The sequence below is a fragment of the Stenotrophomonas maltophilia genome, assembly GCF_013464915.1.
Classification (GTDB): domain Bacteria; phylum Pseudomonadota; class Gammaproteobacteria; order Xanthomonadales; family Xanthomonadaceae; genus Stenotrophomonas; species Stenotrophomonas maltophilia_AT.
This window is the reverse complement of record NZ_RAVT01000014.1, coordinates 11,831-26,848: the sequence shown is the minus strand read 5'-3', so window position 1 is coordinate 26,848 and position 15,018 is coordinate 11,831. Positions and strand designations below refer to the sequence as shown.

Sequence of the window (15,018 nt, the reverse complement as noted above, 5' to 3'; positions counted from 1 at the left end):
TCGCGAGGAACCTGCCATGGTGGATATCGCACATCGGGTCGGCATCAAGGCCCCCGTAGACCAGGTGTACCAGGCCCTGGCCACGCCCGAAGGCGTGGCCGCCTGGTGGGCCGAAGACACCCAGGGCGACCGCGAAGCCGGTGGCTCGGTCAAGGTGCGCTTCACGAACAACGGCCAGGAAATCGGCGAGATGGAAATGAAGCTGGAACAGCTCATTCCAGGCGAGCTCGTGCTCTGGCAGTTCCTCGCCGGCCCTGCCGAATGGATCGGCACACATGCACGTTTCGCACTGAAACAGGAAGGCGACTACTGCATCGTGCTGTTCACCCACGAAGGCTGGAAGGAACGCGTCGAGTTCACCTCCCACTGCAGCACAAAGTGGGCGGTGTTCCTGATGAGCCTGAAGGCCCTGCTGGAAACCGGCAAAGGCCAGCCCAACCCGCACGACGTCAGGATCGACAACTGGAACTGAAGACGCCCCGCATGAATGCAGACAAGGTGTTCAAGGCTCTGGCCGACCCCACGCGCCGGACGCTGCTGGATCTGCTCTGCGCGGACAACGGCCAAACGCTGGGCCAGCTCTGCGAACACCTGGACATGGCCCGGCAATCGGTCACCCAGCACCTGGGCCTGCTGGAAGACGCCAACCTGATCAGTACCGTGCGCCGCGGCCGCGAGAAGCTGCACTTCATCAACCCGGTGCCACTGCATGAAGTCTACGAGCGCTGGGTACGCAAGTTCGAGCAGCAGCGCCTGAGCCTGCTGCATGACCTGAAACGAGAACTGGAAGGAGAATGACGATGTCCGCAGCGTCCACCCGCTTCATCCACGTGATCTACATCGCCTCCACGCCGCAGAAGGTGTTCGAGGCCATCACCCGCCCCGAGATCGCCAGCCGCTACTGGGGCCACGAGAACGTCTCGGACTGGAAACCCGGATCGCGCTGGCAGCATGTGCGCGCCAACGAAACGCGCTCGGTCGAACTGGTGGGCGAAGTGGTGGAAAGCACCCCGCCCTCGCGCCTGGTCATCACCTGGGCCGCCGCTTCGCAGGCCGACAACCCGGACGCCTACAGCCGGGTCACCTTCGATATCGTGCCCTACGAGGACATGGTGCGTCTGACCGTCACCCACGACGAACTGGAACCGGGCAGCGGGATGGATACCGGCATCCGCCAGGGCTGGCCTATCGTGCTGTCCAGCCTGAAGTCGCTGCTGGAAACCGGCAAGGGATTGGATGTGTTTGCGAAGCCGCAAGGGTAGTGGTGGTGCCAGCTGTGCACTAGCACCACCTTGGGAAAGCTCGATACAAAGTGGCATGCTGCAGACGAGCCAGTATGCCAAGCAATCAGATTGACCTTTGCGATCACCCACCGCTTCGACGCATGCTGCAGCCACATAGGAAAACCCCTACGCGTAAGTGAGAACCAATGCGCAGCCGCTCACCCTCGAATTATCGATACTGATTGCGCACATGCAGTGCACATCCGAATCAATTATCGAGCGCGGAGGCGACATGAAGTCGGCAGCTTTTCTTGTAGTTGTCATTCTAGGAATGTGTTCCCAAGAAGCTAGATCCCAGGTGCCACCAGTCAATACGGGCCTAGGCGACTGCATAGATTTCATCATCTACGCATCTCCCACATTGACGGGACAGGTCAACTCAACAACCTATTCGTTTGCATATTCCTCGAGCTCCTACCTCGACAAGGAAAACGGAGTGGTGTACGTACAGAACTTCACCTGCAACCCGCAAAGCCCGGACCTCCCTGGTATCTATTCGCGCGTTTCTCAAGTTAGCCATGAGATGGGGCATGTAAACTTCGACGCCAGCTTCCCCCTAGGAACGCGAGAAGACTATATTGAAAAGGCATGCACCAACGAAGGCCGAGCCGTCCTCAATAACGCCACCGCACGAAGCGAGATACTAAACACAAGCGAAGGATATTCAGACATCGGCTTGGCAGCAGCGAATTCAGGCGCACTACTTACACTTATCAACGCAGGCGGACAGAACCTAGACAAGCGCGTTGGTGATTTGTTTTGCGACACAAATGTCACCTCTACAACCGGTGTCAATTACAAAGTCCACTGGGGAAATGTGTATGATGAGCTGTACGGACCCGAAGATGAAGAGGAGCAGTAATCGATGAAATTTCTCACGAGTGCTCTAGTACTTTCATTCGTAACGCTCTCCTCCGGCGTCTCGGCCTCCGAACCCAAGGCAAGCCCAGACGCGCAGCAGAAGTTCTGGGCATTAACAGAAAGAATTGCCGTTGCACTTCCGGGTGATGGACGAGATCTGCAGAAGCTTATTCCCCCTTCCGTTGCACGCATGGATGTCTCCGGATCAAAGACCAGACAAGAACAGCGCGCCGTAATTGGCCCGTCACTGTTTGCCGATGACCTCGCAGTTGTGATGGGCAAGGACAATCGTGCCGATTCTGTTTCATTCGATCTCTCAGGCAGCTGCATACCCTTCTCCTCGGTCCGCAAGCGGTACCCCAGTATTCTGGTGATAAATCACGCTGCGAGTGATCTCGAATGGAATACGCTCGGAACCCAAGTTGGAGATTCAGTTATTGCTTTCTGGTTCAAGGGCACGAAGTTTGGCTGCATGCGCAGAGTTGAAATCACCCCTGCTGCTACCACATTGTCACGACTCAACGTGGACTAAGAGCGGGCCTCAGGATCGCTTGCGATCCTGAGGCTTGTCGCTTCCCGCGGCGAACAACCATGACTTGGCCGATGTACCAGCGCCGGCTGAACGCCGCCCCCACGCTCACCCTCGCCAAATCCGGTTCCGACTGCACTCCGACACCGCCTGCCACAGCATCACCGGCAGGCTTCCCGGGCGACGTTCGATGCGTGCTTCAGACGCAGATTCCCTGCATAGCAAAGTGGCGGCGGTCACCCTCGGTTTCTGGGTGATGAAGATCGCCGCCACCACCCTCGGCGAGACCGCCGGCGACCTGCTGTCGATGACGCTCAACCTGGGCTACGTGGCCAGCTCGGCCATCCTGCTGGCGATCTTCGCTGGCCTGCTGGGCGTGCAGCTGTCGGCACGGCGCTTCCATCCGGTGCTGTTCTGGTCGGTAGTGCTGGCGACCAGCACCGCCGGCACCACCATGTCGGACCTGCTCGACCGCACGCTGGGGCTGGGGTACGCCACCGGCGCCAGCCTGCTCGCCGGTTGCCTGGCGCTGGTGCTGTTGGCCTGGCGCCTGTCTGAAAAGTCGATCTCGGTCAGCAACATCGCATCGCGTCGCGCCGAAGGCTTCTACTGGACCGCCGTGTTGTTCTCCAACACGCTGGGCACTGCACTGGGCGACTTCCTCGCCGACGATTCCGGGCTGGGCTTCACCGGCGGCGCACTGCTGATCGGCAGCCTCATCGCGCTCACCGCGCTGGCCAGCCGCATCAAGGGCATCAACCGGGTCATCCTGTTCTGGATCGCCTTCGTGCTCACCCGCCCGTTCGGCGCCACCTTCGGCGACCTGCTCACCAAGCCGCTGGAAAAGGGCGGCCTGGGCTTCGGCACGGTGGGGTCGTCGCTGGTGCTGTTCACCATTCTCGCGACCCTGGTGGCGCTGCCGATGCTGCAGCGGCGCGCGCAGCCCGCCAACTAGCGCGCCGTCCAGCCCCCATCCACCGGCAACGCCGTGCCGGTGATCTGCGCCGCCGCGTCCGAGGCCAGGAACACCACCATTTCCCCCAACTGCTCGGGCGTCACGAACTGCAACGAAGGCTGTTTCTCGGCCAGCAGCGCGCGGGCGGCGGACTCCTGATCCGTGCCCTCCTTCTGCGCCAACGCAGAAATCTGCTGCTCTACCAGCGCGGTCCGCACCCAACCCGGGCAGACCGCATTGGCGGTGATGCCGGTGCCCGCGTTCTCCAGCGCGGTCACCTTGGTGAACCCCACCACGCCATGCTTGGCCGCCACATAGGCCGACTTGTTCACCGAGCCCACCAGCCCGTGCACGGATGCGATGTTGATGATGCGACCGGCGCCCTGCTGCTTCATGTGGGGCAAGGCGGCCGCCGTTGCATGGAACACCGCCGAGAGATTCAGCGCGATGGTCGCATCCCATTTCTCTGTGGGGAATTCCTCGATCGACGCGGTGTGCTGTATGCCTGCGTTGTTCACCAGAATGTCGATGCGGCCCATCGTTGCGACTGCGCGGTCGATCATTTCGCGCACCGCCTCGCCCTTGGACAGGTCGGCGCCGTCATGCGCCACCCGCACGCCGAACTCGGCTTCCAAACGGGAACGAATGCGCTCGATTTCCGCCGCATCGCCGAAGCCATTCAGCACGATGTCGGCCCCCTGCCGCGCCAGCGCCGTGGCAACGCCAAGACCGATACCGCTGGTGGAGCCGGTAACCACCGCAACCTTTCCAGAGAACATGGGCGAGCATCCATCGGGGGTAGGCCACCAGTGTAGCCCTGTGGATCCGCGCCACGCGTGGATGCTTGCCCTCGGCAAAAATCCACATTCCCCCTATATTCACCCCAATCCACCCAAGGATGGCCCGATGAACCCCTGCAACGCCCTGCTGCCCGCCGTTGTTGCCGCACTGCTCGCCCCTGCCATCGGCCAGGCCGCCTTGCCCGCGCAGCCAGCCACGCCGCTCACCACTGGCAGCGTGCGTCTGGATATCGCGACCGGCCGCGTAGATGGCGATGTGTGCCTGTCCAATCCGCCCGCCACCGCACAGGGCCACTTCGTGCTCAACGCCGGCCTGAACGTCGCACGGGTCACCGATGGCGAGGGCAAGCCCCTCGGGTTCGACGGCTGGTACGACCCCGGCGTGGATGGCGAAGCGCGCGTCTACACCCTGGCCGAACCCAGCACCAAGCTCTGCGTTCAGTACGTCGGCGCGTTTCCGCTGTACCCGAAGCACGACGCCCTGGGCGACTTCAAAGGCATGATGGCCTTCAACGGCGACAGCGCCCGCTTCACCGAGCAGTCCGCATGGCTGCCACAGGCGTTCGACCCCAAGGCCCGCGTGCGCAGCAGCGAAAGCCGCTACGACCTGCAGGTGAACTGCGCCGGCTGCCGCTTCCTGTATCTCAACGGCAGCCCGGCCATCGAAGGCGCGCAGGGGCGATTCCGCGGCGACAACGCGCGGCCGATCCTGCTGTTCGGCGGCAGCGGCCCGGTCACCCGCACCGCGCAGGTCACGATCCTCAATGAGACCCTGCCCACAACCAAGGTCGATGCGCTGTCCAGCACGGTGCAGAAAGTAGCCGACGTGCACAGCCGCTACATGGGCGTGCCACTGGCCGACCGCCCCACTTTCCTGCGCATGGTCACGCTCAACCAGATCGAGCGCGACCGCGAGGGCAGCGAGTGGGGCTTTGCCACCTGGCCGACCATCGCCATGAGTGGCAGCATCGGCAACGTGGCCGATTCACTGCTGGCCGGTGGCGAGAACGCCGAGCGACGCGTGCAGTACATCGCGCACGAAATGGGCCACTACTACTTCGGCACGCTGAACCGTCCGCAGGGTCCCTACTTCTGGGTACTGCTGGAATCCAGCGCCGAATTCCTGTCGATCAAGGCGCTGCGTGAGATCAGTGGCGATGCTGCGGCTGATCGCTACATCGCGCGCCTGCAGTCGGCCATCGAAACGCTGGACAAGCCGCTGCCCGCATTCGATGCCATCGATGGCAGCTCGGATCTGGGCGAGATGTATCGCTACGTCTATGCCCCCTTGCTGCTGCTCTCGCTGGAGAAGCAAGTGGGCGAAGCGAAGATGCAGGCCTTCATGCGCGGGCTGCTGGCCGCGCCTTCGCCGAGGAACTGGGCGGAGTTGCAGGGCATCGCGATGAAGGCCGGCATCGATGCCAGAGCCTGGGAGCATTGGCGGGCAAGCTGTGTGGCAGATGGCAAACCGAGGTGCCGGTAGATCCACGCCACGCGTGGATGCTTCCCCTCAACCCATCACTTCCAATGATCCGGCCCCAGGAACGGCAAGCTCAACACAAACACCGGAACCGCCACAGGAATCAACGCCGCGCCCAGCACCTTGCCGGCCGCCGTCCCCACACCCGGCTTGTCCTCCCTCTCCGGCAGGATCCGCTGCGCCCGCGCATTGATCGGTTGCGCCAGTTTGCCCTTCTCCGCCAGCGCAGCAGCGTCCGGCAACTTCACCCGCTCGCCGTCGCCCTCGAACAGCGCGCTGTAGTAGCTGCCGCCCTTCTTTGAAAGATTGCAGGCCCGATCAAACGCCAGCGCATAACGGCTCCGATCCTGCGGCAGGTAGTAGCGCGCACGCTCATCCACATACTTCGCCTCGCGCGGAAGCACCTCAATCCGCTCCAGCTTGAACTGCGCGGCCTGTTCCGGCGTCACCTGCTCCGGCCGCAGCAGCAGCGCATAGCTGCCGTGCACCTTGGCCTTGTTGGCCGGGTCGCGCCAATCCTCATGGAAGTACATCTGCGCGCAGGCCACCGCCTCGCGCAGCGGGCTGTTCATCAGCGCGCGGTACTCGCGGAACGACGCGGCATTGAAACGCATCGGTTCTTCAAAGCGCGGTAGTAGATACAGTTGGCCGTCATCGGCCACGAACGCACCCGTGATCTCGCGGCTTGAGGCGTGCTCCTCCGGGCCACTGGCACAGCCGGACAGCAAGCCAAGGCACAGGGCGGAGAGAATGAAAAAAGACGTTCGCATGTCGTGTTCGAGGGCTTCCCTGGGAAAACGGCCCCGCCCGGAAGGACGAGGCCAGCCCGCCATGGTGCCACGGCACCGCATGCGATGCAGAACCCGCCCTACCTCAACCGCTCCACCAACTGCTGCCCCACCTCCAGCGCCGAAGCCGGGTTCTGCCCGGTAATCAGCTCGCGGTCCACCACCACATGCCCCGTCCACGGCGTGGCGTTGCTGCTGAACTTCGCGCCCGCCCGCTGCAACGCGGTCTGCGGGTAGAACTTCATCTCACCGCCACCCAGCAGCGGCTTGGCCTGCTCTTCTTCCTGGTTGCTGATCACCGTCATCTGGTAGCCGCTGTAGATCCACTTCGGCGTGGCCGGCATCGCACCCGCGTCCAGCTTCGCCACGAAACCCGCCGCATCCGGCAGCGTGGACAGCAGCGCGATCGGCCCGTGGCAGACCAGCGCGGTGGTCTTGTTGCGCTGGTGGAAGTCGGCCAGCAACCGGCCCAGCGCCGGGCTCTTCAGCAGGTCCTGCATCGGCGCGTGACCACCGGGAATGTAGACCGCATCGAAACGCGCGTAGCCCTGCTGCTCGATGCGCGCCAGGCTGACCACTGGCGAGGCCGTCGGCGAGGTCAGAGCCAGCTTCTCCAGCAGTTCCTTGTGCAGCGTCAGCTGCGCCGCATCGTTGCCGAAGTACGCCGGCGTCACCGAGGACGCATCCACCGTCGGCGCCCTTCCCTGCGGCGTGGCGAAGGTCACTTCGTGGCCCGCGTCCAGCAGCAGCTTGACCGGCTGCATCAGCTCATTGAGATAGAAGCCGGTGGACAGCACCTTGCCGTCCTTCAGGTCCAGGTGGTTTTCGTCGGACAGCACCACCAGCACGTTGGCGGCATGCGCGCCGCTGGCGGCCAGGGTCAGGGCCAGCGCTGCGGCCAGCCGGGTCATCAGGTTCATGGGGAGCTCCTATCGGGGAATGGCCGCCACTTTATTCATCGCCAAAGCGGCGATAAATTGGCCCCATCGCAAAACATCTGTTCCCCGGAGAGCCAAATGAGCCGCAAGTTCGACTACCTGGGCGATGTGGAGGTGTTCCTGGCGGTGGTGGAGCACGGCTCGTTCACTGCCGGCGCGGTGGCGCTGTCCACCACGCCCTCGGTGCTGAGCCGCGCGGTTACCCGGCTGGAAGCGCGGCTGGGCCGGCAGCTGCTGCAGCGGACCACCCGCCGCGTGGGCCTGACCGACGCCGGTCGGCTCTATCTGGAACAGGTGCGCACCGCCTTCGGCCTGCTGGACGACGCCGAGCGCGACGTACTGGCCCAGGACGGTGCGCTGGCCGGCCGCGTGCGCCTGAGCGTACCCACCACCTATGGCCACTACCGGCTGCCACCCGTGCTGGCGCGCTTTGCGCAGCAGTACCCGCAGGTGCAGGTGGAACTGAACATCACCAACCGCAACGTGGACCTGGTGGCCGAAGGCTTCGACCTGGCCATCCGCTTGGGCCAGCTGCCGGACAGCGGGCTGGTGGGGCGGAAGCTGGAGGATGCGCCTTTGGTGCTGGTGGCCGCGCCGGACTACCTGCAGCGCCGCGGAACGCCGCAGACGCTGGACGACCTGCAGCAGCACCTGTGCCTGCCGTTCGTGATGCCGCGCACCGGGCGGCTTGCGCCGTGGATCTTCCGCGACGGCGGGCGCGACGTGGACTGGCTGCCGCGTTCGTCCATCGAGACTTCCGACGATGTGCTGGGCGTGGTGTCGCTGGCCGAACAGGGCATCGGCATCTGCCAGAGCTATGCGTTCATCGTGCGCGAGCGGTTGCAGCGCGGGGAGCTGGTCGAGGTGCTGCCGCAGCTGCGGGGGAGATCGCGACCGTTCTCGGTGATCTATGCGCCGCATCGGCGGCAGTCAGCGGCGGCGCGGGCAATGATTGAGTTGCTGGTGGGGAATGCGGGGCGTGTTGAGGATGGTGTTGGTTGAGGCTGCGAGGTTCGCTGGCGATGTCGGCTTTGAACCGGTTTTTGGGGTGTCCAGCTGATCTGGAACCGTCATCTAGCGAGACGGACTAAGAACTGTTGCAAAGGAAGCCGTCGCGCTATTCGCTTGTTGCGTGGGCGATTGCGCCACTTTGATTCGCCATCAGCAGAGTAGCTGCGCGAATGCGTCTGCTGGCGTCGCGTACTGCACGAATGGTGCGTGCAACAATAGTTCTTCGCTCTCGGATTCCGCGATTCCTTCGCGAATTTCTATTGGCATTCGAAGCGGCGGCGTAAACACCATGGCGCGCCACCGACAAGGGGTGGCCGGGTCTGCAAACCCGCATTGATGTACGCGTCTGTAGTTTGCGCTTGCCCGTCGGCACCGTCCTTAACCGGTGCCGGCGGGCAATCCGTCGGCCTTTCTGGCGGGCGGTGCGTGGGGATCTTCGGATCCACCGGTTCTATGACGCTACTTCATCCCGGTTTGCAGCCATGCATCGTCCGCCACCTCTTCACGGTGGCGCTGTTAAGCACAGCCACGGAAGCCGACGCCATGAACGAATCCGACACCTTCTCCTCGTACACCGTTGTTGAACCCATCAACGACGACACTCCCCTGCCCGACCTGAACTCCCTGCTCGGCATTCTCAAGCGCATGCGCGGCTGCGAAGGGGCTGATGGGCACCCTTGGCCGGAGAACGACGTGTCACCCGGCCGCCGCGTAAGCCTGGCGAGGACCGAGCGCGCGTTGGTGGGACTGCTGACGGTGTTGGAGGTGCTGCATTCGGCGGACCGCTGCCGGGTGGCAGCGGAGCCGGAGCGGCATTTGGATGAGGGGGTTGTGGATGGGTTATTCCTGGCTTGCCGGGGGCTGGTTGAGTGGGCTTGTCAGGAGGTAAGGCCATAGGCCGTGCGGACAAACTTCGCGCAGTGCAAATGAATGTCCTCCGCGCCAATGTTCACAAAAATATGCGCGGACTGCAGAGCGCACTCCCATTTCGGTGCGCTACTATCTGCCGATCGGCATTGGGAAGGCAAGGACGGACATGGGACGCACTGGGAAGAGAAGGCACTCACTGCATAGAACGATTGGCTCAGTATATTTGGGCGGGAACTTCGCCCGAGAATCATTATTTTTAGCAAAAGCAAATACCCCTCCAAGCGAGCTCTTCCAACTATTTCCAAGAATAATAAAAACACCGGAACGATTACTGCCAATACATGGAAACCCGTTCCCCCAAAAATACAGCGAACTGTTCAGCATTCAACCAGCAGGATCACCTGCCGGACCGGTGAACGAGGCAGTATGGGCAATTTGCAGATCTCTCCTGCACGTAGATACGCTTTCAGAATACATTGACACACGCCACCAATTTGAGTCGGACCTACTCTTATCCAAATATGATTCGGCCGCGAAGATACTGACCGATTTTCAGGATAGATGTGGCGTATCCCTCTGGCTAGCCCAGGCATGGCTGACTCTTGGTGAAAATGCACCAAGCGGGGCGAGATCTCGCGTGCGTCGAGAATTTGAAAATGCCGCACCTCAATCTGTCGCGGCATTCATGCTTCACTATCTAACGCGAAGATCGGAAAGCAGAGGGGCCAAGAGATTTCTAAAGGATGAAATCTCGGCAAAGCTCGCGGGTGTTGATGATTCCTTCAGAACTTACGCAGCGAGCCGGGTAAGCGACGTATTTGTCGCAAGCCCAAAAGAACTTTCCGCAAATATGTTCTTCGAGGCTCAGGCCAGCATCATAGATCACTATGAAGCACTGATCGCCACGCTTCAAGACATGGCTACCGCGAAGGCATTGCCCCGCACAGTGATTGAAACACTGGAGAGACCAGTATCGATACTGCGGCGAAGATTGAACGACAGGCGACTAGCGCCGCTTGCAATGTCGTTTGGGTGCGTTGTGGACCCAGATCGTACAGACCTAGTAGCGAGGAGATCACGCCCATTCGAGCTTTATTACCAAAGCGAGTACCGCGAGGCGGCGGAAGCAGCTGCCGAATTCCTCAGCGAGACAGACCCGACCGATGCTGCCATGCTTACGCTTCTGGCCAGAGCATTAATCAGATCAGGCAGCAACCCACCGCCGCTTTCTCCAACACATGCAGGATTGTGTTCTAGTCTTTTAAATGCGCTCGGATTGACTGATGCGGCGTATGGCGAAGCTACGTCAATTTTTTCAAATGCCGATACTCACTACGGACAAACCTGGGCCCGCTATCTGCGCTCCATCGTCCTTTCCTGCTTACATCAAGAATCTGATGCCTCCCAGATAGATCAGTTGCGAAACATAGTTGTCTTAGATCCATACATTTCCCCCATAACGCTCGCTTGTGCCCGTCAACCACACGCGAAGACGTATCGCAAAATGCTCTCAGCCTGCGGGCTATATCCAAATACGCTTACCGCAATCAACCTACTCTATTACGGAATAGAGCCCGGTCCAGATGACGCATGCATTTCCAAGAACCGCTACCGCGCATATTTGGGCCGTAGCGCCGTCACCTCGAGTAACGTTAGCGCGGCCCTGCTCCAGCTGGAGCCTCTGCTTCGTGATGCCCCCGACGGCGCGAAGTTTCGCGCACTAACGGCTTTATCCATGGCCATGACGAAAGCAGGCCGGAGAAGCGAAGCACTAGCGCTTCTGATTGACGCGCATATTCATAACCCAGAGGTCCCGACAGCGCTTCCGCTCGATGTGGTGATCAAGAGCCTGGAAGACTCTAACGACTGGCCCGAGACCATCGATGTTCCACTCGCGTTCGAGCTGTATAACGCATTCTCTTCAGATAGCAGACTCGCCGAGCTTAGATTTGCATTTGAAAGATTCCAAGAAACGAAATCCATCGACAGTCCAGCGACGCTAGTTGAGCACCTCGGATCAAAGAACAAGGAGCGGTCGATACTTTATCTGGATCGCGTATGGACTCCCGAGGTAATGCGGCATACGTTGCTTTACAACGGAACCAATGAAATAGGCGAAGCGCGTGTAGCAGTATGTAGGCAGTTGGCAGCACTGGATCCTGAGAACTCCACGCGATACTTAGACGAGATTCGAGAGCGCGTTAAGCAGCAGGAGATCGCCAAAGGAACCTCATTACTCGAGCAAAGCAAGGTCTACGTCGACATTGCAGCGATTAAGCGAAGTCTCAAAGCAAAAATTGGCGGCCAGTACTCACGATATCGAGCCAACACAATTGCTTCAAACGACACCTCCCAGGAAATTGTCGAGCACATTGCCGATGCATTACTTGATAGAACTTCAACCGAGAACATTTCTCTTGGAGTTGCACTATCCAACGTTCATTTGGTGGACGAGATCGAGAGTGAAACAGACAGTCAGTTCGACTCAATCTTCACCGAAGTAACGCATGAATTCCTTCGCGGCGACCATGGACTTAACGCATATCTAAGCACTCGAGTCAGACACGGCGTACTAGCGAACACACTGAGAAAGCCACTTGCCGATGAAAGGCTAATAAATATAAAAAATTCAAACGGTCAAGGATACCGGCGCAATCTACATTGGGACGAGCGACTCGAAGGAAATGAATCCACCTCAAGAGACGCAGTTGCTGCGGCACTGGAGAAATTCTCCTCTGAATTTGATCGAATAGTCCATGAGTTACGCGACGAACGCCTCCAGATTACGATGTCGCATGGCGTCAAGGATATGAAGCAGGATACAAAAGCGGCATTCGTCTACAGATCCTCCAACTTGGAACGGCGCTTCATGCAGCGATATGCGGTTCGCTCTAGAACAATGGATGAATTTATCGATGTATGTATAGATAACTTATGGGGAAAAACTGACGAGAATCTCTTGGCCGTGAGAGATCTCCTCGAAAAACAGACTAAACCCGCACTAATGTCCACTGTAGAACAGTTGTCCGATGCAATTTCCACACTACCCTACAGCACGCCTGTGGCGGACCTTCGCAATGCTATTGTACGCGCCAAGACGCAACTGCGGCTTCGACTGGATGAGATATTCTCTTGGTTCAAGAGAAGTCAGGTTTATGACCGCCAAGACTATCAAGCCGGATTGCCAGTCGACATTGCACTAAACATGATCAGAAAGACGGCCCCCGAAAACTCGACCGTCCCACGCATCGACATTTCCCCGTACGACCGGAGCGCCCGTCTTCCTGGGCGAACCCTAGACGGAATGGTTGATGCATTCTACGTACTAATATCCAACGCAATTGAGCATTCGGGCCTGGAAGGCGAATCCCTAAAAATTTCGGTTTCATTTGACCTAACCCCCACGCGCTATGCCGCGAGAATTGATAGCTCTTTAGCTCCAAGCATTCCGTCCATCGAACAACGAAGCAGTGTCGAAAGCATTCGGAGCAGCCTCAATAAGAGCGATTCACTTAAGCTCGCCCAGGTCGAAGGAGGGAGCGGACTGCGAAAGCTCTGGAGATCGATCAACTCACCGTTCTATGACGCACCAAGTCTAGATTTCGGCTTCTCGCCGTCTGGAAATTTCTATGTTGAAATTTCTTATAACGTGGAGATTGTAGATGAAAATTCTCCTCATCGAGGATGATGCAGACAAGGCCCGAGAGATCGTGGATTTTGTAAAGGAGTTCCGAGGCTCGCTAGAGGTCGATGAGGCAAGATCGTTCAACTCCGCACTGAAGGCAATCTGCGATCGAAACCGCACATATGACGCTGTACTTCTAGATATGAGCATGCCCAACTTTGATGTCGGCGCAAACGAGCCATCAGGCGGCGCGCAGGAGAGTTTCGCAGGACGAGATCTCTTGATGCAAATGAAGATGCGCCGTAGGACTGCCCCCACGATAGTGGTGACGATGTTTGACGGCTTCGGGGAAGGCAATAGCCGAGTATCAATTGAGAATTTGGCGGAACAAATGTCTAAGAATTTCCCCGAATTCTATGTAGGCCATGTCTATTACAGCCAAACAGAAGATACTTGGAAGGCGAAACTTGGCAATCTTCTCAGGGGGATTTTAGATTGATCGACGTTAAGATTATACTCATCGATGATCAGATCGATAAGGCATCTTCTATAGTATCGCCACTGAAAGAGCACTTTGGAGATGCCGTGGAAGTAGTGCATGTAAGCAACGCCATCGACGCAAGGCGAAGAATGCGTGAATGTCGCTTTGACATTGCACTCATTGATGTAAATCTTCCCGAGAGCATTGACTCTTCACCCACGGCAGAGTCTGGCTTCGCCATGTTGGACATGCTGAAGGTTGACGGAAAAGCGAACCTTCCTGACGAGTTAATTTTTATTACCGCTCGCGAGGAGTTGAAGCAGGAGGCCACAGCAAAAGCTGCGGCTCGCGGGGCTGCACTGCACTTCTTTAGGGATGGCGACAACGTTTGGGCGGAGGTACTCGTTGGCAGAGTTGGATATATTCTAGAGAGAAAGAAGCGCCATAAATCACCAACTGTTGCCGTCGCGATTGTGACCGCACTGAGTTCACCTGAGCTTGACGCGGTATTAAACTTAGACTTGAGTTGGCGCCCATATATAGTTCCGGGTGATCCCACGCGATATTACCTTGGCAATATGCAGGCGGGCTCAAGAACGATCGAAGTTGTCGCCGCCTGCGCACCTAGAAAAGGCATGCCCATGTCGGCCGCACTCGCTGCAAAGATGGCACATATATTTAAGCCAAAAGTACTGGCAATGGTTGGCATCTGCGCGGGGGTCAGAGGCAAGGTTGCCCTTGGCGATATCGTAGTTGCGGATCCGACTTGGGATTGGGGCAGCGGGAAGCATGCTCAAAATCTAGATTCCACACCAGTTTTCCGTGCCGCGCCTTATCAAAGCGCTCTGCGCAGTGACATTGCCTCGCTGATACAAGCCGAGTGCAGAGATTCAACCCTTTGCTCTGCGGTCAGTGCGGGCTGGAAAGACAAAGTACCTGGCGGACGCTTGTCCATGCATCTCGGCCCAATGGCCTCCGGTGCCTCTGTACTGGCTCATGATGGCGCAATTGGCCCCATAATCGAGGAGCATCGGGAGGTGATTGGCGTCGAAATGGAGGCTTATGCGGTGATGGCTGCAGCTGAGCTATGCGGCACAAGCCCACTGGTGATCAAATCGGTCTGTGATTTTGCAGACGCTGAAAAATCTGACGGCTGGCAGCAGTACGCTGCATACACCAGTGCCGCTTGCTTGGCGTATCTAATCCCTAAGCTAGCGGAAGCTGAAATATGCTGATTTAGGACTACTCAACCTGCAGAAACTGGGGAGTTGAACAAGGGCGCCTCTCGGCGCCCTCGTTCTTTCAACTCATTCCCACTCCATCATCAACAGATCGCCTAAACCCGCATAGTTAAAGGGATTGGCAGTGTTCGACATGGGCCTGTACCGTCACTCTTA

General features: G+C 58.9%; 15 protein-coding genes. 12 read left to right on the top strand and 3 right to left on the bottom strand.

Annotation, left to right across the window (positions count from 1 at the left end):
* Positions 1 to 16 precede the first annotated feature (16 nt).
* From D7T59_RS05515 to D7T59_RS05490, 6 genes are all read left to right on the top strand, one after another.
* Complete coding sequence (locus D7T59_RS05515) at positions 17 to 472, top strand: SRPBCC family protein (protein WP_180851518.1); 456 nt, start codon at positions 17 to 19, stop codon at positions 470 to 472.
* Positions 473 to 483: 11 nt separating this feature from the next.
* The gene (locus D7T59_RS05510) at positions 484 to 798 is read left to right on the top strand and encodes an ArsR/SmtB family transcription factor (protein WP_010484635.1); all 315 of its coding nucleotides are present in this window, start codon (positions 484 to 486) and stop codon (positions 796 to 798) included.
* 2 nt (positions 799 to 800) lie between these two features.
* Positions 801 to 1,262: an SRPBCC family protein gene (locus tag D7T59_RS05505; protein ID WP_180851519.1), complete on the top strand. Its 462-nt coding sequence runs from the start codon at positions 801 to 803 to the stop codon at positions 1,260 to 1,262.
* A gap of 253 nt (positions 1,263 to 1,515) precedes the next feature.
* The gene (locus D7T59_RS05500) at positions 1,516 to 2,145 is read left to right on the top strand and encodes a hypothetical protein (RefSeq protein WP_180851520.1); all 630 of its coding nucleotides are present in this window, start codon (positions 1,516 to 1,518) and stop codon (positions 2,143 to 2,145) included.
* A gap of 3 nt (positions 2,146 to 2,148) precedes the next feature.
* Positions 2,149 to 2,676, top strand: coding sequence for a hypothetical protein (locus D7T59_RS05495; protein ID WP_180851521.1), 528 nt, complete (start codon positions 2,149 to 2,151; stop codon positions 2,674 to 2,676).
* A 187-nt stretch (positions 2,677 to 2,863) separates the two neighbouring features.
* Positions 2,864 to 3,628, top strand: coding sequence for a COG4705 family protein (locus D7T59_RS05490; RefSeq protein WP_180851522.1), 765 nt, complete (start codon positions 2,864 to 2,866; stop codon positions 3,626 to 3,628).
* Here D7T59_RS05490 and D7T59_RS05485 read toward each other — a convergent pair.
* On the bottom strand, positions 3,625 to 4,407 hold the full coding sequence (locus D7T59_RS05485) for a 3-hydroxybutyrate dehydrogenase (protein WP_180851523.1): 783 nt from the start codon (positions 4,405 to 4,407) through the stop codon (positions 3,625 to 3,627). The two genes, D7T59_RS05490 and D7T59_RS05485, sit on opposite strands and share 4 nt — an antisense overlap.
* Before the next feature lie 127 nt (positions 4,408 to 4,534).
* On the opposite strand from D7T59_RS05485, the gene D7T59_RS05480 reads away from it, so the two are divergent.
* On the top strand, positions 4,535 to 5,911 hold the full coding sequence (locus D7T59_RS05480; RefSeq protein ID WP_180851524.1) for a M1 aminopeptidase family protein: 1,377 nt from the start codon (positions 4,535 to 4,537) through the stop codon (positions 5,909 to 5,911).
* Positions 5,912 to 5,946: 35 nt separating this feature from the next.
* Here D7T59_RS05480 and D7T59_RS05475 read toward each other — a convergent pair whose 3' ends face one another.
* Positions 5,947 to 6,678 carry a hypothetical protein gene (locus tag D7T59_RS05475; protein WP_180851538.1) on the bottom strand — a complete coding sequence of 244 codons (732 nt, stop codon included), beginning with the start codon at positions 6,676 to 6,678 and terminating at the stop codon, positions 5,947 to 5,949.
* Between the two features lie 98 nt (positions 6,679 to 6,776).
* The gene (locus D7T59_RS05470; protein WP_180851525.1) at positions 6,777 to 7,616 is read right to left on the bottom strand and encodes a type 1 glutamine amidotransferase domain-containing protein; all 840 of its coding nucleotides are present in this window, start codon (positions 7,614 to 7,616) and stop codon (positions 6,777 to 6,779) included.
* A gap of 96 nt (positions 7,617 to 7,712) precedes the next feature.
* Between D7T59_RS05470 and D7T59_RS05465 the strand changes: the two genes are divergently transcribed.
* From D7T59_RS05465 to D7T59_RS05445, 5 genes are all read left to right on the top strand, one after another.
* A complete protein-coding gene (locus D7T59_RS05465) occupies positions 7,713 to 8,636 on the top strand; it encodes a LysR family transcriptional regulator (protein ID WP_180851526.1) in 924 nt (307 codons plus the stop codon).
* Between the two features lie 552 nt (positions 8,637 to 9,188).
* Positions 9,189 to 9,542, top strand: a complete 354-nt coding sequence (locus tag D7T59_RS05460) for a hypothetical protein (RefSeq protein WP_180851527.1) — start codon at positions 9,189 to 9,191, stop codon at positions 9,540 to 9,542.
* Between the two features lie 94 nt (positions 9,543 to 9,636).
* A complete protein-coding gene (locus tag D7T59_RS05455) occupies positions 9,637 to 13,203 on the top strand; it encodes a hypothetical protein (protein ID WP_180863242.1) in 3,567 nt (1,188 codons plus the stop codon).
* Positions 13,178 to 13,639 carry a response regulator gene (locus tag D7T59_RS05450; RefSeq protein WP_180851529.1) on the top strand — a complete coding sequence of 154 codons (462 nt, stop codon included), beginning with the start codon at positions 13,178 to 13,180 and terminating at the stop codon, positions 13,637 to 13,639. Before D7T59_RS05455 ends, D7T59_RS05450 begins: the two co-directional genes overlap by 26 nt.
* Complete coding sequence (locus D7T59_RS05445; protein WP_180851530.1) at positions 13,594 to 14,856, top strand: phosphorylase family protein; 1,263 nt, start codon at positions 13,594 to 13,596, stop codon at positions 14,854 to 14,856. Before D7T59_RS05450 ends, D7T59_RS05445 begins: the two co-directional genes overlap by 46 nt.
* Positions 14,857 to 15,018 lie beyond the last annotated feature (162 nt).